We start from the raw sequence: 16,903 nt of genomic DNA on the forward strand, positions 1-16,903 counted from the left end.
GATCGGACCTCAGCGCCAGCTGGGCAGCCAGAGGTGGTCGTGCCAGTTGCTCGGCGTGATCGGCAGGGCGGTGAGGATGGGCCACAGCCAGATGAAGTTGGCGATCACCAGACCCAGATACAGGCATACCAGGAGTAGTCCGAGGCTCCGGCGCTCGCCGGCCAGCGCGAACCATCGTCCCGACCGGGCCCGCACGAGCGGTGCCGGGCCCAAGATGTCACCGAGCGTCAGGGCCAGACCCATCACCAGGAACGGCGCCATCGGAACCGCGTAGAAGTAGTACATCTGCCGGTCCAGGTCCGCGAACCACGGCAGCAGCCCGGCGCTGTAACCGACCAGCATCGCCGCGTACCGCCAGTCGCGCCGGGTCGCGGTGCGCCACAACGCCCAGGCGAGCATCGGCAGCGACAACCACCACATCGCCGGTGTGCCGATCAGCATCACCGCCTTCACGCAGACCGATTGCCCGCATCCGGTCACGCCGTTGTCCGCGTAGTAGTACAGCATCGGGCGCAGACCCATCGGCCACGACCACGGCTTGGATTCCCACGGATGATGGTTACCGGCCGAATTGGTCAGGCTTTCATGAAATTTCAGCGATTCGGCCTGGTTGTGCCACAGCGAGCGCAACGCGTCCGGCACCCACGACCAGGTGCCGCCGGCGCCCACGGCATTGCCCACCGAATAGCGGTCGTAGCCGTCCTCGCTGGCGAACCAGCCCCAATAGGACGCCAGATAGACCAGCAGCGGAATCAGCACCAGCGCATACACGGCGGGTCCGATATCGCGGACCGCCGTACCGACCCAGGGGCGCGACACCCCGTAGGCCTTGCGCGCGGCCACATCGAAGCACACCGTCATCAGCCCGAAGAACAGGATGAAATACAGGCCCGACCATTTGGTTCCGCACGACAATCCCAGCAGCAGACCGGCTCCGAACCGCCACCATCGCACCCCCAGTCGCGGGCCGAAGGCACTCAGCGCTATTCGGCCCTCGGCGTCGGCCCGGGCGAGGCGCGCCCGCATCTCGTCGCGGTCGACGATCAGGCAGCCGAAGGCGCCGACGACGAAGACCGCCTGGAAGATGTCGAGCATGCCGATGCGCGAGGACACGAACGTCACGCCGTCGGCGATCAACAACACGCCCGCGATCGCGCCGATCAGCGTGGACCGGGCCATCCGCCGGGTGATGCGGATGACCAGCAGGACCAGCAGCGACCCGAAGACCGCCGCGGTGAAGCGCCAGCCCCAGCTGGTGTAGCCGAATATCGCTTCGCCCAGCGCGATCATCTGCTTACCGACCGGCGGATGGACCACCAGCCCGTAGGCCGGGTTGTCCTCGACCCCGCCCCCGGTGAGCATCTGCCAGGCCTGCGGTGCGTAATGCTTCTCGTCGAAGACCGGGGTGCCGGCGTCGGTCGGGTAGTTCAGCATGGTGAACCGGGTGACCGCGGCGACCGCCGTCAGGAATATGGTGACCAGCCAGCCCCGGGCCCGGTCGGTCGGTCCGAAGTCGGGTGCGGGGCGCAGCGGCGCCGGACTGGACAAGGCCGGGCCCGCGCCGATCGCCGGTCGCGTATCGGTCAGCTGGGTCACGTTCCGATCGTATGCGGTGTGCGGCGGTGGGCTGCGCGGCGGTGAGCCGACCCGCACGGCGCACCTGCGGACTCGGGCGCGATTGCGCACCCGGGTAGCGTTTGCCCGGACCGGGTGCGGGTGCGTTGGTGGCGGCCGGTCCGGATGGCCGGGTGGCGGTGGAAAGGACGGCGATGGGCGAGCACGACGGGCGGTTGGTGCTGGCGGCGACGCCGATGGGCGATATCGGTGACGCGTCGCAGCGGTTGCGCGACGCTCTGGCGAGCGCGGACGTCGTGGCCGCCGAGGACACGCGCCGGACCCGGGCCCTGGCCAAGGCGCTCGAGGTGGAGATCACCGGACGCGTGGTGAGTTTCTACGATCACGTCGAGGCCGCGCGAATCCCGTTGCTGCTGGACGAGATCGAGTCCGGTAAGACGGTCCTGCTGGTCACCGATGCGGGGATGCCCTCGGTCAGCGACCCCGGCTACCGGATGGTCGCGGCATGTATCGAACGGGATCTGCCGGTGACGTGCCTGCCCGGCCCCTCGGCCGTCACCACCGCGCTGGCCCTGTCCGGATTGCCGATGGAACGGTTCTGCTTCGACGGCTTCGCCCCGCGAAAGTCCGGGCAGCGCAAGCAGTGGCTCGCGACCCTGGTCAGCGAGCCGCGCGCGGTCGTGTTCTTCGAGGCACCGCACCGGCTCGCCGACTGTCTGGCCGACGCGGCGGAGGTCCTCGGCCCCGAACGCCGGGCCGCGGTATGCCGGGAGCTGACCAAGACCTACGAGGAGGTCGTGCGCGGCGGACTCGGTGAGCTGGCGGCGTGGGCCGTCGAGGGTGCGCGCGGAGAAATCACGGTGGTGGTCGAAGGGGCGCAACCGGTTTCGGCCGATCCCGTCGATCTGGTGGACGAGGTGGAGGAACTGGTCGCCGACGGAATTCGCCTCAAGGACGCGTGCGCACAGGTCGCCGCGCGTGCGGGCGGGGTGTCGCGCCGCGAACTCTACGATGCGGTCCTGGCCGCGCGCGCGGAATAGTCCCGGGTCGCCCGGTTGCCGCGCTTCGGCGGCACCGTCGCCGCCGTGCCCGGCGCGGAAACAGGAGCCTCGCTCGCTACGCGTGCGCCGGTGCCGGCGCCAATCCCAGCGCGGCGTTGGCGAATTCGATGAAGGTGGGCGCTAGTTCGGGTACGCGCTGTGCGCCGTCGCGGACCAGGACACGGCGGGTGCGCTCGCCGATGGCATCGGGCACCAGCGCTATCAGCTCGTCCGACAGTTCCGGTATCGCGGGGTCGGCGGCGCGGGCCTTGTCGTGATATTTCCGGTACATGGTCGTGAACCGGTCCAGCGCCATGTCCCGGAAGTCGGTGCTCGCTTCGCCGACCAACAGAGATTCCACCAGGATCAGCCGCGCGAAATCCGGTTCGGACGCGATCACCGCGCAGAACGTGGTGATCACGGTGGCGATGCGGCAGCGCGGATCGGCATCCCGGGGCAGTTGTGCCAGTTCGTCGACGATCCGGGCGCGGATCATCTCCATACCCGTGTGGACAGCCTCGACGAAGCAATGCTCTTTGTTGCCGAAGTGTTCGTAGAAGGTGCTTCGCGATACGTGGGCACGGGCGACGATATCGGTGAGTGTCGTCGCGGAAAAGCCACGGGCGCCGACGCATTCGACCATAGCGCCGATGAGTCGGCCCCGGGGGGTGCCGAGCGCCTGCGCGCGAACGCTGCGGTGGCGCTCGGCGAATTCCGCATCCATAACCGGCTCCGGTCGCCCTACTTGGGTTCGATGTACTTCGGGAACACCGGCTCCGGCGCGGGTAGGGCCAGTCCGGCCTCGATCGGCGTGGCGATATCGGCGAAGGTGCGCGCGGTCTGGCCGAGTTGGTCCAGAATCCGCCCGGCCGAACCCGGAATCACCGGCTGCACCAGGATCGACACGATCCGCAGCACCTCGAGGGTTACGTACAGCACCGTCGCCTCGCGGGCCACGTCCTCGGGCGTGCCCGACTTGGCCAGCGCCCACGGCTGCTGTGCGGAGAAGTACTTGTTCGTCTCGCCGAGGGTCAGCCAGATCGCCTCGAGCGCCAGATGTAGTTGCTGGCCGTCGAATTCGGTGCGGCAGCGCTCCAGCAAGCCGTTCGCGCGATCGAGCAGCTCCCGGTCGGCCTCGGTGAATTCGCCGGGAGTCGGGACGGTCGAATCGAAGTCGCGCGCCACCATCTTCAGGCTGCGCTGCACCAGATTGCCGTATTCGTTGGCCAGGTCGGTGTTGATCCGCCCGACGATGGCGTCGTGGCTGTAGGAACCGTCCTGGCCGTAGGAGATTTCGCGCAGCAGGAAGAACCGCACGGCGTCGAGGCCGTACTGGTCGACCAGCGCCAGCGGGTCCACCACATTGCCGACCGATTTCGACATCTTCTCGCCCTTGTTGAACAAGAAGCCGTGCACGAAAACGCGTTTCGGCAATTCGATACCCGCCGACATCAGGAAGGCCGGCCAGTAGACGGTGTGGAACCGGGTGATGTCCTTGCCGATGATGTGCACATTCGCCGGCCAGAACCGTTGGAAGGCGGCCGAATCGGTATTCGGGAATCCGACACCGGTCAGATAGTTGGTGAGCGCGTCCACCCACACGTACATCACATGCGCCGGATCACCGGGCACCGGCACACCCCAGTCGAAGGTGGTCCGCGAAATCGACAGATCCTTCAGGCCGGCCTTCACGTAGCTGACGATTTCGTTGCGCCGGGTGGCGGGCAGAATGAAATCCGGTGTGTTCTCGTACAGTTCGAGCAGCCGGTCCTGATATTTCGACAACCGGAAGAAGTAGTTCGACTCCTCGGTCCATTCCACCGGGGTCCGGGTTTCGGTCGCCAGTCGCGTCCCGTCCTCGGTGACGGTGGTCTCCTCCTCGGTGTAGAAGGCCTCGTCGCGCACCGAGTACCAGCCCGAATAGGTGTCGAGGTAGATATCGCCGTTGGCCTGCATGCGCTCCCAGATCGCGATGCTGGCGGCGAGATGATCCTCGTCGGTGGTGCGTATGAATCGGTCGTAGGAAATGTCGAGCGCCTTGTCCATGCGTTCGAACACATCCGAATTGCGCGCGGCGTATTCCTCCACGGAGACGCCGGCGGCGCGCGCAGCCTGCTGCACCTTCTGGCCGTGCTCGTCGGTGCCGGTCATGAAGAACACGTCGTAGCCGTCGAGCCGCTTGAACCGGGCCAGCGTATCGGTGGAGATGTACTCGTAGGCATGGCCGATATGCGGCGCGCCGTTGGGGTAGGCGATCGCCGTGGTGATGTAGAAGGCCGGTGACGTGCGTTCGGGTGCGCTCATGGTGTGTCCACTCTAATCCGCCGCCGATAATCCCTCGCGTCGATATCCCGTCGTCCACTCCTCGCTCCCGCCGGGTTCACCTGCCGTCGGCGCGGTGTGTCTAATCTGGTCCGATGCCCGGTAAACGACCCGCACCCGAGCCGCCCGAAGCGCTGTCGCCGTTGATCGACGCGCACACCCACCTCGATGCCTGCGGCGCCGAGGACGCGGAATCGGTTGCCGCCATGGTGGATCGGGCCGCCGCGGTCGGTGTCGGCCGGGTGGTGACCATCGCCGACGACCTGGATGCCGCCCGCTTCGCCGTCGACGCCGCGCACTGGGATCCGCGTGTGTACGCCGCGGTCGCACTGCATCCGACCCGGGCGAATGCCCTGGACGATGCCGCCCGCGCCGAACTGGAGAAGCTGGCCGCCGACCCCCGCGTGGTCGCCGTCGGCGAGACCGGGCTCGACTACTACTGGCCCGGCAAACTCGACGGCTGTGCCGATATCGAGGATCAGGTGGAGGGCTTCCGCTGGCATATCGACCTCGCGAAACGGCTGGGGAAGCCGTTGATGATCCACAACCGCGAGGCCGATCACGATGTGCTGGCGGTCCTGCTGGACGAGGGTGCGCCGGACACGGTGATCTTCCACTGCTTCTCCTCCGACGCCGATATGGCGCTGGCCTGTGTGGCCGAGGGGTATCTGCTCAGCTTCTCCGGGACCGTGAGTTTCAGGAACGCGCACGAATTGCGCGAGGCCGCGAAGCTGGTGCCGGACGAGCAGATCCTGGTGGAGACCGATGCGCCGTTCCTTACGCCACACCCGTTCCGGGGCGCGCCGAACGAGCCGTACTGCCTGCCCTACACCGTGCGCGCCCTGGCCGAACTGCGCGAACAGGATCCGGCGGCACTGGCCGAGATCACGACGGCCAATGCCGAGCGGGTCTACCGGCTGCCGCGGGGCTGAGGCCGCGCGCGTGCGGTGCGTCACATAACTCGCGACCGGAATGCGAGGTGTGCTCCAGTTCACTTACGATTGCGCGGTCGTGATATTTCCGGATCGTCGATATCGAATCGTGATGTGGAAATCCCCTGTTCCACGGCATGTAGTTGCCAGGGACTGACCCCCTCGTTATCGTATTGTGACCATGCCGGAGTTTCGGATATCCGCTCTCCAGCGGATCAACACGTCGCGCTCGCCGCTGCTCTACGCGGCGATCGCCGCGATGCTGATCACCCTGATCATCGGGGCGAGTCTGGCGATCGTCAGCCGCAAGACCGTCATCCTGGTCGTCGACGGTCAGCGCACGACCGTCACCACCATGGCCGCGAGCGTGAAGGGTGTGCTCAAGGCCGGCGGCTACAAGCTGGCCGGTAAGGACTCGGTGTCGCCGTCCGGGGATGCCGACGTCGTCAACGGTGCGACCATCACGCTCAATCGCGCCCGGCAGCTCTCGCTGACCTTCGACGGCAAGACCAAACAGGTGTGGACCACCGCGTACACCGTCGCCGACGCACTGACTCAACTGCAGCTGCCCGGCGACGTTTTCGTCTCGCCCTCGCGCCCCACCCCGCTGCCGCTGCAGGGCGCCGCGCTGGCCGTCACCAGCCCGCGCACGGTGCAGCTGTCCGACAACGGTGAACCGATGAGCTACGTGCGGCTGGCGGCACCGACGGTCGGGGAGCTGCTGCAGGTACAGGGCGTGCCGCTGACCGGCGAGGACACCGTGGAGCCGGTGGCCGTCACCCCGCTGCACGACGGTATGAAGATCACCGTCACCCGCAAGCACACCGAGAAGGTCACCGAACGCGAACCCCTCGACCCGACCGAGAACGTCATCGAGGACACCGACCTCAACATGAGCCGGACCGTCGTCGAGAATCCCGGCAAGGCCGGGGTGCAGGACGTCACCTACGCCGTCTCGATCGTCAACGGCAAGGAAACCTCGCGTGAGGCCGTCGGGCATACCGTCGTCGTCCCCGCCCAGCCCAAGACCGTCCGCAAGGGCGCCAAGCCCGGCACCGAAGTTCCGCCCGTGCGCGACGGCGCGGTCTGGGACGCGCTGGCCAAATGTGAATCCGGTGGCAACTGGGCCATCAATACCGGCAACGGGTATTTCGGCGGTATCCAGTTCGACCAGAGCACCTGGTCGCGGCAGGGCGGGCTGAAGTACGCCGAGCGGCCGGATCTCGCCACCCGGGAAGAGCAGATCGCCATCGCCGAGGTGACGCGGGCCCGGCAGGGCTGGGGTGCCTGGCCCGCGTGCACGAGTCGCTTGGGGATCAGCTAGTCACATCAGGGCGCCGCCATCGACGCGGATCTCCGAGCCGGTGATGTAGCGGCCGTCCTCGGAGGCGACCATGGCGACCACGCCGGCGACGTCGGCGGGTTCGCCCAGGGCGCCGCCGTTGAGCCAGCCGGTCAGGCGGGAGAAGAGGTTCCAGTCGGCGTCTTCGGGGGTTTGCAGATTGTTGGTGATTCCGCTGGTTATTCCGCCCGGGACGATGTTCACCGCGCGCAGGCCCTTCTGCGAGTACTCCAGCGCGACCGCATGGGTCATCGCGTTCACCCCGCCCTTGGACGCGGCGTAGGCGGCCATATACGGATTCGCGCCGAGTGCCGCGGTGGAGGAGAAGTTCACGATCACCGGATGTTCGGATTGCAGCAGCGTCGGGATGGCCGCCTGCATCATCAGGAAGGTGCCGGTGAGGTTGATGCCGATCACCTGATTCCAGCTCTCGAACGCCATCTCGTGGGTGTGCGCGGTACGCATGATCCCGGCCGCGTTGACCAGCACGTCCAATCCGCCGAGATGGTCGACGGCCGCGGCGACGGCCGGGCGCACCGATTCCGGGTCGGCCACGTCGACGGTGACCGTATGGAGCCGCTCGCGATCCGCGCCCACCTCCGCCACGGTCTCCTTCAGTCCGGGCTCGGAGATGTCGGCGCCCACCACATGCGCTCCCTCGGCGAGCATGCGCACCACGATGCCCCGCCCGATGCCCGAGCCCGCCCCGGTCACCACCACCCGTCGTCCCTCGTGCCTGCGCATCATTGCGGCCGTCCTCTCCTGCTGCTTCGGGTGCGGTGAGACCTGATGTGCCACCGCCTGTTCCGCGAGTACACCGAAACTAGAACGTGTATCAATTGACGTCAACGCTCCGCGACGCCCCGGCCTGGGGATTTCCGGACCGTGCGGTGTGTGCACCGTAAAATCAGCAGATCCCAGATGATGTGAGGTGGCCATGCGGTTGTCGAAATGTTCGGCTCGGATGCGGCGGCCGCTCGTGGCCGCGGCCCTGTTCACCGCGTTGGCGGCCGGTTCGGCCGTCGCGGTGCCGGACGCCGTTGCCGAGCCGGCCGGAACGACGATGTCGGTCACCGCGCAGCCGGACGGCTGGCACGGTATGACCGGGGCGGCGCTGTTCGACTATCGGACGACGACCTCGCGCGGTGAGCCCGTCCCCGCCAGCGGTGCGGTGTTCCTTCCGCCGGGCGAACCGCCCGCGGGTGGCTGGCCGGTGGTGGCCTACGACCACGGCACGAGCGGGCTCGGCATGGGATGCAGCGGCATCTCGAATCCGGGTACCGCGCCCTACCCGTCCGGCCGCGCCAAGGAAGACCGCATCCTGCAGTACTTCCAGTCCAAGGGATTCGCCGTGGTCGCGCCGGACTATCTCGGGCTGGGTGCGTTCGACACCGGTCCGCATCCGTATCTGGAACGGCAGTCCGAGGCGACCGCGACCATCGACCTGCTGCGGGCAGCGCGTGCGATCTATCCGCAGCTGTCGCGCACCTGGATCGCCGTCGGTGCGTCGCAGGGTGGTCAGGCCGCATTGGGTACGGGTCATCTCCAGCAGAGCTATGCGCCCGACCTGGACTTCCGCGGGACCATCGCGGTCGACCCCGAATCGGATCTGGAGCACGTTCTGCCCATCGCCGGGCCGTGGGTGCCGAATATTCCGGAGATCGGCGACGGCAGCACCGCCTTCATCGCGGGAGTGCTCGTCGGAATGCGGGAAACCCAGCCCGATATCGACGTCGACAGCTATCTGAGCCCGCGTGGGCGCCAACTGCTCGACAGCATCGGCACCCTGTGCCTGGACGGGATGATCGCGCAGGTCAACGGCGCATCGCTGGGCGATCTGCTGTCGCGGCCGCTGGGCGACCCGCGGTTCACGGCCGCGCTCACCGACTATCTGGCCGTGCCCACGAGTGGCTACGACGCGCCGATCCTGTTGCTGCTCAACGCCACCGACCGCACCGTGCCCTCGCCGCTGCACGCCGCGCTGGCCGCCCAGCTGGCCGCGAACGGCGTCGACGCGCAATCGGTGGTCGGCACCGGGCAGCACTGCGACCTGAATCCGCAGATGTGGGCGGCGATCGACGCGTTCGTCGCGCGGGTGCAGTCCACGCCGTACCGGCCCTAGCCGCACTGATACCTTGTCGGGCGTGTCCGAACCTGTGAGCGAAGCCCGTGGCCTGGCCGAACTGCTCGGCCCCGCCGAAGTGCGGGTGCTGGCGGAACGGTTCGGCGTGCGCCCGACCAAACAGCTCGGACAGAACTTCGTGCACGACGCCAACACCGTGCGGCGAATCGTCGCCACGGCCGGCGTCGGACGCGACGACGTGGTGCTCGAGGTCGGCCCCGGACTCGGCTCGCTGACCCTGGCACTGCTCGACGTCGTGGACCGGGTCGTCGCGGTGGAACTGGATCCGGTTCTCGCACAGCATCTTCCGGAAACCGTGTCCGATCGCGCCACCGGACTCGCCGACCGGCTGACCGTGGTGCCCGGCGATGCGTTGCGGGTGTCGGCCGCTGATATCCCCGGTGAGCCGACGGCGCTGGTCGCGAACCTGCCCTACAACGTAGCGGTACCCGTGCTCCTGCACCTGCTCGCCGAATTACCCAGCATCCGAACGGCTTTGGTGATGGTGCAGGCCGAGGTGGCCGACCGGCTCTCCGCCGAACCCGGCTCCCGCATCTACGGCGTCCCGAGCGTGAAGGCCGGATTCTTCGGTGCCGTCCGCCGCGCGGGAGCCGTCGGCCGCCAGGTGTTCTGGCCGGTTCCGCAGGTGGAGTCGGGACTGGTCCGCATCGAGCGCTACACCGACCCACCGTGGTCGCTCGACACCGCCCACCGCGAGCGCGTGTTCGCCGTAGTCGACGCCGCTTTCGCCCAGCGCCGCAAGACATTACGCGCCGCCCTGGCGGGGTGGGCGGGATCACCCGCCGAGGCGGAGCGGCGATTGGTCGCGGCGGGAATCGCGCCCACCGCGCGGGGGGAAACGCTCGACACGGCAGCCTTCGTACGCCTCGCCGAGCAGGGGTGATCAGCTCGCAGCGGACTGCGAGGGCGTCGAGCGCACGAGGCCGCGCCCCATCCGGCGGTGCTAGATTCAGCCGGTTCGATACTCACGAAGGGGGCGGGTCATGGATGTCGACCCGGAAAGCCTGCGTCAAGCCGCAGGTAAGATCAACAAGGTCGCTGACGACGTCGACAACTGGTGTCGTTTGGGCGGCAACGCAGCGGCCGCTTACCTCACAGGCCTCACCGCTGCGTCCTTGCTCGACTCGGCAGACAATGCCAGCCGGCAGGCGAAGGCTGTTTTGCATGCTCGGATGCGGGAAATTTCTCTGGTACTGAGCATTTCGGCAACCGAATACAGTGATACGGACACCGATATCGCTGCGCGTCTGAGCCAACTCGGCGATCTCAATTCCGGAGATCCACACGCTGGGGCCCAGCGATGAGCCAGCCGGGCGAGCCGACGCTTCCCACACGGGATCAGGTCACGTCCTGGGATATCGAAGGCATTCAGACCGTCGCCGCCAACGCCGCCGCTATTGCTGATTCGATCAAGACGGCATCGGACACCGTCCACACCACGATCCACGATGATCTGCGTTGGTCGGGTGACGCCAAGAACGCAGCCGACGATCGGGCAGATCGCGAACAGCGCGAAATGCGTGCGGTGGCGACCGCGTACTACGACCTGGAAGACGTGTACAAGAAGGTCTACCAAGCGATCGAATACCCGGTGGCGCAAATCAAGTCGTTGGTGCGGCTGTACGAGGTCGAGCCCGTCGTGATCGGAAACGACGCAGCGTGGACCGTTCACAACATGGCCGACGAGGATGACGCTGCCGAGATCAGCCGGACTCTCGTGGGATACGCGACCACGATCGCGAATGCCGATGCGCAGTGGAAGCCGAAGATCGAAGCCGCGATCGACGAGATCCGCAAGATGGTTCCTCTGGCCAATTCGCAGGACGCAGCGATTGCGGGCGGAGGCCTCTCACCGGAACGGGCAGCAGCCGTCGCCTACGCGAATCAATGGGCGCTGGGCCGTAATCCGGAGTATGACAACCACGGCGACGCCGACTGCACGAACTTCGTTTCGCAGTGTTTGCGTGCCGGTGGGTTCAAGGACGAAGGCGACGGTGGGGTGCCGTACATGCACCACGACGAATCGGGCCGGTGGTACTACAACCACCACGACGATATGCCTGATGACAATTCGTATTCATGGAGCGGCGCCCCTAATCTCCACGACTATCTTCTGCGAAACAATCCGGCACGGGCACGCCCAGTGGCACGGAGGTACAGACCGGCACCATCGATTCGACAACTTCGCAGGCCGACCCGCTGGCGCTCAGTCATGCCGGTTTGAAGCCGGGCGACATCGTCCAGTACGAGCTGAGTAGTGGCGAACACTCGGGACAGATCAACCACACCGTCATATATGTAGGACAGAAGCCTGTCACTTTGCCCAACGGCCAAACGGTGATGGCCGATGTCGTCGACTACCACTCGCATGAGAACAAGCAGGTCGCCTGGTCGTTGCAGCAGGGCGATTGGACGTCGTTCCCGGTCAAATATCACATGATCAAAGTCAACTATCCCGGAGACTGAAGGCGAATCGGTATGCGTCGGAAATTGGTGTTTGCTGTCTGCGTGGCCGTCGTCGTCCTCGGTGCGGTGGACTTCTATTACTCCACGGTCCGGTACGAGGCGTGGACATGGATGTTCACGCCTCCGCCTCGTATCGACGGCACCGACTACGGTCGCGTTGCCGCGCCGGCCGACAGCGCCGAGCTCGACAAACTGCAGAACAGGTACGGAAAGCCGCACGACAGCGGGCGCCGGTGGCCGCTTCCGTTCCGGATCGAGGAATCATCGCGGCATTGTGATTCCGAACCGTGGGTGTTGTACGTGCACGGATTCGACGGCAAGGTCTATCCGTACGTATTGAATTCAGGGTGTGTCTGAGCGCACTGGACGACGGCTTCGTCGGTCAGAGCGATCTTTTCGCTGTGGCCGGCGGATTCGATGCGGCCCGATACCGGTCCGGTGGCGGGGATGTCTTCCTCCGTGGGGAACCAGATTCGGCCGGAACGGGCGAGGATGAGCAGCCCGTCGTGGCTGCCGATCGGGGCGAATTCGGATAGTTGTGGCGGAAAGGGTGGGAGTTCGAAGGCCTCGGCGAGGTGGCGTACGGCCTGGCGGACGTCGGGCACGCCGATGCCGACCTCGCTGATCGACAACAGGTGCGGGGTTTCGCCGGGGCTGCCCGGGGTCGCTCGATCGGCCTCGCGCGCAATCAGTTCCAGCAGAATTCCGTCCGGCCCCCGGAAATACAGCGATCGAGAATCCCATCCTTCCGGGCCGTCGATGATGTCGGAACCGCCGACCGTGAGCAATTCGGTCCGCTGCCGCAACCAACGGCGGACGAGGTCGAAGTCGTGTGGCGAGATGCCGAACGCGAGATGGTGCACGCCATCGAAGGCAGCGCCCGCGGTCACCCTCAATCTGCTGGAGCCGATCTGGACGACAACACCGTCAGGCTGCGCGATGACCGGAAGCTCGAGTACGTCACGGTAGAACTCCGCTGTGGCGGCGAGATGTGTTGTGGTGAGCTCGACTTCGAGGATCTTCATCGCGGCGCCCTTCGGTGGGAAACGGTCGCCTCCGACGCTAAAACCTGAACCGCGGTTAACGTCAAGGTCAGGCGGCGGACCCGGGCAAAGGTGTGGTGATCACATGCGGCTCGGATCGTGTGGGCGGGAGTCCGCGGTCGGTGTGCGGGTCGGCAAGTCTTGTGACGGGGGTGCCGGCGCGGCGGTGGCGGCGGGGTTGTCGCTCGGCGGGGTGAACGGGATCGGAAGCGGTATCGGGGGAGTGGCGGGGCGGTGGCGGGTGATCAGGACCCAGTAGGCGCAGAGGGACGCCATCACGGTGAATCCGCCGCTGACCAGGATGTTCTTATTCATCGAATTGCCACTGACGAAGGGCGTGCCGATGGCGAGGAGTATCGATCCCACCGCACACAATGCCAGGCTCGCCCGGAAGACCTGCTGTCTGTGGTCGTCGAGGGCGCGTGCGAGAAACATCGCGGCGATGCTGACGAACCAGATCACCAAACCGATCCCGAACAGGATGCTCATGTGGTCCCTGCCTTGTCCTCGTGCGCGGCCGGTCGCCGGGAAACAGCCGACGCGACAGCGCATTCTTCTCTTCGGACGGAAAGTATGGCGGAACGGGGCGGGAACGCCGAATGTCCCGTCCGATCGGACGGGACATTCGGCGGATTCGTTCAGCGGAAGCGCCGCAGGCGCAGGCTGTTGCTCACTACGAACACACTCGACAGGGCCATGGCCGCACCCGCGAGCATCGGGTTGAGCAGTCCGGCCGCCGCCAGCGGAATCGCCGCCACGTTGTAACCGAACGCCCAGAACAGGTTGCCCTTGATGGTGCGCAGGGTGGCCCGGGAGAGCCGGATGGCTGTGCCGACCGTCCGCAGATCGCCGCGGACGAGCGTGATGTCGCCGGCCTCGATCGCCACGTCGGTGCCGGTGCCCATCGCCAGACCCAGATCGGCCTGGGCGAGAGCGGCCGCGTCGTTGACGCCGTCGCCGACCATCGCGACGACCTTGCCCTGATCCTGCAGGCGCTTCACCATGTCGAGTTTGTCGGCGGGCAGCACCTCGGCGATCACCTCGTCGATGCCGACCTGATCGGCGACCGTGCGCGCGGTCGCGGCATTGTCACCGGTCAACAGCACCGGCGTCAGTCCCAGCGACCGCATGTCCGCGATGGCCTCGGCGCTCGAGGCCTTGATCGCATCGGCGATGACCAGCACACCGCGCGCCTGCCCGTCCCAGGCCACCACGATCGCCGTACGCCCGGCGGTCTCGGCTTCGGACTTGGCCTGCGCCAACGACTCCGGCAGCGGGATCGACCAATCCGCGAGCAGTTCGGTGCGGCCGATCACGACCGCCCGCTCACCGACCAGACCCTGCACGCCCTTACCGCCGTGGCTCACGAACTGCTGCACCGGCTCCTCGGCCAGACCCTGTTCGGCGGCGCCGCGCACCACCGCCCGGGCCACCGGGTGTTCGGATCCGTGTTCCACCGCCGCGGCGACGGCCAGCAGCTCGTCGCGATCCTGGCCCTCGGCCGGGATGACCTCGGCCAGCGACATGGTGCCGGTCGTGACGGTTCCGGTCTTGTCCAGCACGACGGTGTCGATGCGCCGGGTCGATTCCAGCACCTGCGGCCCCTTGATCAGGACGCCGAGCTGGGCGCCCCGGCCTGTGCCGACCAGCAGTGCGGTGGGTGTGGCCAGGCCGAGCGCGCACGGGCAGGCGATGATCAGCACCGCGACCGCCGCACCGAAGGCCACCGCCACCGCGGCGCCGCTGCCGAGCCAGAAGCCCAGTGTGGCAACCGAAATCGCGATCACGATCGGGACGAACACGCCGGCGACCCGGTCGGCCAGCCGCTGCACGGGCGCCTTGCCGTTCTGCGCCTCCTCCACCAGTGCGGCCATCTGCGCCAGCTGGGTGTCGGCGCCGATCCGGGTGGCCCGCACGGTCAGCACCCCGCCGGCGTTGACGGTCGCGCCGATCACCGGATCGCCCGGGCCCACCTCGACCGGCACCGATTCACCGGTCAGCATGCTCATGTCGATAGCCGAATTACCGTCGGTGACCACACCGTCGGTGGCGACCTTCTCACCCGGACGCACCAGGAACAGATCGTCGACGCGCAACTCCGACACCGGAATTCGGTGTTCGACGCCGTCGCGCAGTACCGCCACATCCTTGGCGCCGAGTTCCAGCAGCGCCCGCAGTGCCGAACCGGCCCGCTCCTTGGCGCGGGTCTCGAAATACCGCCCGGCCAGGATGAAGACGATCACACCGGCCGCGACCTCGAAGTAGATGTTCGACGCCGACGCGGAGCGCTCGACCGCGAAGCTGAAGCCGTGCTTCATACCCGGCATTCCGGCATCGCCGAAGAACAGCGCGTACACCGACCACGAGTAGGCCGCCAGGGTGCCCAGCGAGATGAGGGTGTCCATGGTGGCGGTGGCGTGCCGGGCGTTGATCCACGCGGCGCGATGGAAGGCGGCGCCGCCCCAGAACACGACGGGCGTGGCCAGCGTCAGCGAAAGCCATTGCCAGTTCCGGAATTGCAGCGCCGGAATCATCGCCAGGGCGATGACCGGAAGCGCCAGCGCGAGGCTCACCAGCAGCCGATGCCGCAGTTGCCGCAGCGGCGAATCGGTGGAAACCTCTTCGGCCGCTGCGGTTTGCGCGGGACGCGTGTCGTGGACGGTGGCGGTGTAGCCGGTGTCGACGACACGTTCGATGAGTTGATCCGGCGTCACCGTTTCGGGGAAGCTGACCTTCGCCTTCTCGGTGGCGTAGTTGACCGTGGCGGTGACGCCCTCGATCCGGTTCAGTTTCTTCTCGATGCGTGCGGCGCAGGAGGCGCAGGTCATGCCACCGATATCCAGTTCGACGGAGCGCTCTGTCGTGGGCGCGCTCATTGGTGACCTCCTCCGTGCTCTCCGTTGTTGTGCTCGTTGTCGTGGTGCCCGCTCTGCTGCCCGGCTACCGCCTCGGCGGTGAATTCCGCCGTGTGAACCGCGCCGCCGTGGGCGAAGTCCAGGTAGAGCCGGAAAGCGCCGGTACTGGGCGCTTGGGCGTGGAAGGCGACCCGCGGCCCGGCGGGTGTCGAGCCGACCTCTCCTTCGGGATGAACATGAAGGTAGGACAGATCGTTCCCGCGCAGTGCGACCAGATGCCCGTAGGCACCCAAATAGGGTTGCAGATCGGTGACCGGCCGCCCGTCGCGGGTGACGGTGAATCCCACCTCACCGCCGGCGGTCGAGAGATCGCCGTCCATGCGGACCTGGTAGCCGTCGACGGTGGTGGTGCGCGAGACCGGCGGCAGGGGCCGATCGGCGGTCGCGCCGGTCACGGTGACGGTGCGGCTGAGCACCAGTTCATCCGGCGCCGCCGCGGGCCGGGAATCGGCGAAGATGCGATAGGTGCCCGGCTGGGCCCACGTCCAATCGATCGACCAGGTGCCGGTGTCGTCGCGGACCGGGTGCACGTGCCGGTATTCGGTGGTATCGGAGCGGACGGCGATCAGATGCAGGTCCTGCTCGTGCAGATCGGTGTACCGGGTGACCGGTGCGCCGTCGGGGCCGGTGATCCGGAATCGGAGGGTGCCGGGGGTCCGAGGTTCGGTAGGTGCGCTCACCTCGGAGAGGGTGTATCCCTCCTGGGTGGCCTGAAGTCCGGTGCCGTGGCCGGGGGCCGGCTCGGCCGGATCGCCCACCAGGGCGCCGATGCCGAGCGCGGCCCCGAACAACACGACCAGTCCGCCGCCGAATGCCGCGAACTTCAGTCTGTCGTTCATTCAGCTCGCCACCTGATATCCCGCCTCGTCGACGGCGGCGACGACCTCGGCGTCCGTCAGCGGTGCGGCGGATTCGACCTGGACGCGGCCGGAGGCGAGGTCTACGTCGACGCTGGTGACGCCGTCGATCTTGCCGATCTCCTTCTGCACCGACGCCACGCAGTGGCCGCAGGTCATCCCGGTGACGGTGTAGGTGCTGGTAGCCATGATCGCTTCCTTCGCTCGCTCTTATACGGTGAGGGGGTATCCCCTGACACCACTGAACATACCCCCCATGGGTACCCGA

18 protein-coding genes are annotated in these 16,903 nt (G+C 67.1%); 9 read left to right on the forward strand and 9 right to left on the reverse strand.

From position 1 onward, the window contains the following. Positions 1-9: 9 nt before the first annotated feature. Entirely contained in the window at positions 10-1,596 is a 1,587-nt protein-coding gene (locus IG65_RS0113220; protein WP_030515197.1) for a dolichyl-phosphate-mannose--protein mannosyltransferase, read from the reverse strand. Between the two features lie 173 nt (positions 1,597-1,769). Here IG65_RS0113220 and rsmI point away from each other — a divergent pair, with 173 nt between their 5' ends. After that, on the forward strand, positions 1,770-2,615 hold the full coding sequence (gene rsmI / locus IG65_RS0113225; protein ID WP_030515198.1) for a 16S rRNA (cytidine(1402)-2'-O)-methyltransferase: 846 nt from the start codon (positions 1,770-1,772) through the stop codon (positions 2,613-2,615). 76 nt (positions 2,616-2,691) lie between these two features. Here rsmI and IG65_RS0113230 read toward each other — a convergent pair whose 3' ends face one another. Together IG65_RS0113230 and metG are read right to left on the reverse strand one after the other, a co-directional pair. Next, a complete protein-coding gene (locus IG65_RS0113230) occupies positions 2,692-3,339 on the reverse strand; it encodes a TetR/AcrR family transcriptional regulator (protein ID WP_030515199.1) in 648 nt (215 codons plus the stop codon). A gap of 17 nt (positions 3,340-3,356) precedes the next feature. Continuing rightward, positions 3,357-4,919, reverse strand: a complete 1,563-nt coding sequence (gene metG / locus IG65_RS0113235) for a methionine--tRNA ligase (protein WP_030515200.1) — start codon at positions 4,917-4,919, stop codon at positions 3,357-3,359. Positions 4,920-5,032: 113 nt separating this feature from the next. Between metG and IG65_RS0113240 the strand changes: the two genes are divergently transcribed. After that, positions 5,033-5,869, forward strand: coding sequence for a TatD family hydrolase (locus tag IG65_RS0113240; protein ID WP_030515201.1), 837 nt, complete (start codon positions 5,033-5,035; stop codon positions 5,867-5,869). Positions 5,870-6,065: 196 nt separating this feature from the next. Then, a complete protein-coding gene (locus tag IG65_RS0113245; RefSeq protein WP_030515202.1) occupies positions 6,066-7,193 on the forward strand; it encodes a resuscitation-promoting factor in 1,128 nt (375 codons plus the stop codon). Here IG65_RS0113245 and IG65_RS0113250 read toward each other — a convergent pair whose 3' ends face one another. After that, entirely contained in the window at positions 7,194-7,955 is a 762-nt protein-coding gene (locus tag IG65_RS0113250) for an SDR family NAD(P)-dependent oxidoreductase (protein WP_030515203.1), read from the reverse strand. It abuts the gene before it with no gap. 220 nt (positions 7,956-8,175) lie between these two features. Here IG65_RS0113250 and IG65_RS0113255 point away from each other — a divergent pair, with 220 nt between their 5' ends. From IG65_RS0113255 to IG65_RS0113280, 6 genes are all read left to right on the forward strand, one after another. Further along, positions 8,176-9,333, forward strand: coding sequence for an alpha/beta fold hydrolase (locus IG65_RS0113255; RefSeq protein ID WP_036524292.1), 1,158 nt, complete (start codon positions 8,176-8,178; stop codon positions 9,331-9,333). Positions 9,334-9,355: 22 nt separating this feature from the next. Then, positions 9,356-10,237, forward strand: coding sequence for a 16S rRNA (adenine(1518)-N(6)/adenine(1519)-N(6))-dimethyltransferase RsmA (gene rsmA, locus IG65_RS0113260; RefSeq protein ID WP_030515205.1), 882 nt, complete (start codon positions 9,356-9,358; stop codon positions 10,235-10,237). Positions 10,238-10,337: 100 nt separating this feature from the next. After that, the gene (locus tag IG65_RS0113265; protein WP_030515206.1) at positions 10,338-10,658 is read left to right on the forward strand and encodes a type VII secretion target; all 321 of its coding nucleotides are present in this window, start codon (positions 10,338-10,340) and stop codon (positions 10,656-10,658) included. Further along, a complete protein-coding gene (locus IG65_RS39570) occupies positions 10,655-11,578 on the forward strand; it encodes an amidase domain-containing protein (protein ID WP_051755898.1) in 924 nt (307 codons plus the stop codon). The genes IG65_RS0113265 and IG65_RS39570 overlap by 4 nt, the downstream gene beginning before the upstream one ends. 95 nt (positions 11,579-11,673) lie before the next feature. Beyond that, the gene (locus IG65_RS39780) at positions 11,674-11,820 is read left to right on the forward strand and encodes a hypothetical protein (RefSeq protein ID WP_369801534.1); all 147 of its coding nucleotides are present in this window, start codon (positions 11,674-11,676) and stop codon (positions 11,818-11,820) included. 12 nt (positions 11,821-11,832) lie between these two features. Next, complete coding sequence (locus tag IG65_RS0113280; protein ID WP_156055576.1) at positions 11,833-12,177, forward strand: hypothetical protein; 345 nt, start codon at positions 11,833-11,835, stop codon at positions 12,175-12,177. Here the strand turns inward: IG65_RS0113280 and IG65_RS0113285 are convergent. The 5 genes from IG65_RS0113285 to IG65_RS0113305 form a co-directional block, all read right to left on the reverse strand. After that, the gene (locus tag IG65_RS0113285; protein WP_051755900.1) at positions 12,144-12,845 is read right to left on the reverse strand and encodes a VOC family protein; all 702 of its coding nucleotides are present in this window, start codon (positions 12,843-12,845) and stop codon (positions 12,144-12,146) included. The genes IG65_RS0113280 and IG65_RS0113285 overlap by 34 nt on opposite strands. Positions 12,846-12,944: 99 nt before the next feature. Next, positions 12,945-13,352, reverse strand: coding sequence for a hypothetical protein (locus tag IG65_RS0113290; protein WP_030515211.1), 408 nt, complete (start codon positions 13,350-13,352; stop codon positions 12,945-12,947). A gap of 149 nt (positions 13,353-13,501) precedes the next feature. Further along, a complete protein-coding gene (locus IG65_RS0113295; RefSeq protein ID WP_030515212.1) occupies positions 13,502-15,739 on the reverse strand; it encodes a cation-translocating P-type ATPase in 2,238 nt (745 codons plus the stop codon). Further along, on the reverse strand, positions 15,736-16,617 hold the full coding sequence (locus tag IG65_RS0113300; RefSeq protein ID WP_030515213.1) for a hypothetical protein: 882 nt from the start codon (positions 16,615-16,617) through the stop codon (positions 15,736-15,738). Before IG65_RS0113300 ends, IG65_RS0113295 begins: the two co-directional genes overlap by 4 nt. Beyond that, the gene (locus IG65_RS0113305) at positions 16,618-16,824 is read right to left on the reverse strand and encodes a heavy-metal-associated domain-containing protein (protein WP_030515214.1); all 207 of its coding nucleotides are present in this window, start codon (positions 16,822-16,824) and stop codon (positions 16,618-16,620) included. It abuts the gene before it with no gap. Positions 16,825-16,903: the final 79 nt, after the last annotated feature.

Origin of the sequence: Nocardia sp. NRRL WC-3656 (genome assembly GCF_000720265.1) — a bacterium.
Taxonomy (GTDB): Bacteria; Actinomycetota; Actinomycetes; order Mycobacteriales; family Mycobacteriaceae; genus Nocardia; species Nocardia nova.

Bases quoted from the DNA above. Each gene is read 5' to 3' on its own strand.
- IG65_RS0113280 (WP_156055576.1), top strand. From the start codon at position 11,833: ATGCGTCGGAAATTGGTGTTTGCTGTCTGCGTGGCCGTCGTCGTCCTC.
- IG65_RS0113290 (WP_030515211.1), bottom strand. From the start codon at position 13,352: ATGAGCATCCTGTTCGGGATCGGTTTGGTGATCTGGTTCGTCAGCATC.
- IG65_RS0113285 (WP_051755900.1), bottom strand. From the start codon at position 12,845: ATGAAGATCCTCGAAGTCGAGCTCACCACAACACATCTCGCCGCCACA.
- IG65_RS0113240 (WP_030515201.1), top strand. From the start codon at position 5,033: ATGCCCGGTAAACGACCCGCACCCGAGCCGCCCGAAGCGCTGTCGCCG.
- IG65_RS0113305 (WP_030515214.1), bottom strand. From the start codon at position 16,824: ATGGCTACCAGCACCTACACCGTCACCGGGATGACCTGCGGCCACTGC.
- IG65_RS39570 (WP_051755898.1), top strand. From the start codon at position 10,655: ATGAGCCAGCCGGGCGAGCCGACGCTTCCCACACGGGATCAGGTCACG.
- IG65_RS0113255 (WP_036524292.1), top strand. From the start codon at position 8,176: ATGCGGCGGCCGCTCGTGGCCGCGGCCCTGTTCACCGCGTTGGCGGCC.
- IG65_RS0113300 (WP_030515213.1), bottom strand. From the start codon at position 16,617: ATGAACGACAGACTGAAGTTCGCGGCATTCGGCGGCGGACTGGTCGTG.
- IG65_RS0113265 (WP_030515206.1), top strand. From the start codon at position 10,338: ATGGATGTCGACCCGGAAAGCCTGCGTCAAGCCGCAGGTAAGATCAAC.
- IG65_RS0113250 (WP_030515203.1), bottom strand. From the start codon at position 7,955: ATGCGCAGGCACGAGGGACGACGGGTGGTGGTGACCGGGGCGGGCTCG.
- metG (WP_030515200.1), bottom strand. From the start codon at position 4,919: ATGAGCGCACCCGAACGCACGTCACCGGCCTTCTACATCACCACGGCG.
- IG65_RS0113295 (WP_030515212.1), bottom strand. From the start codon at position 15,739: ATGAGCGCGCCCACGACAGAGCGCTCCGTCGAACTGGATATCGGTGGC.
- IG65_RS0113230 (WP_030515199.1), bottom strand. From the start codon at position 3,339: ATGGATGCGGAATTCGCCGAGCGCCACCGCAGCGTTCGCGCGCAGGCG.
- rsmI (WP_030515198.1), top strand. From the start codon at position 1,770: ATGGGCGAGCACGACGGGCGGTTGGTGCTGGCGGCGACGCCGATGGGC.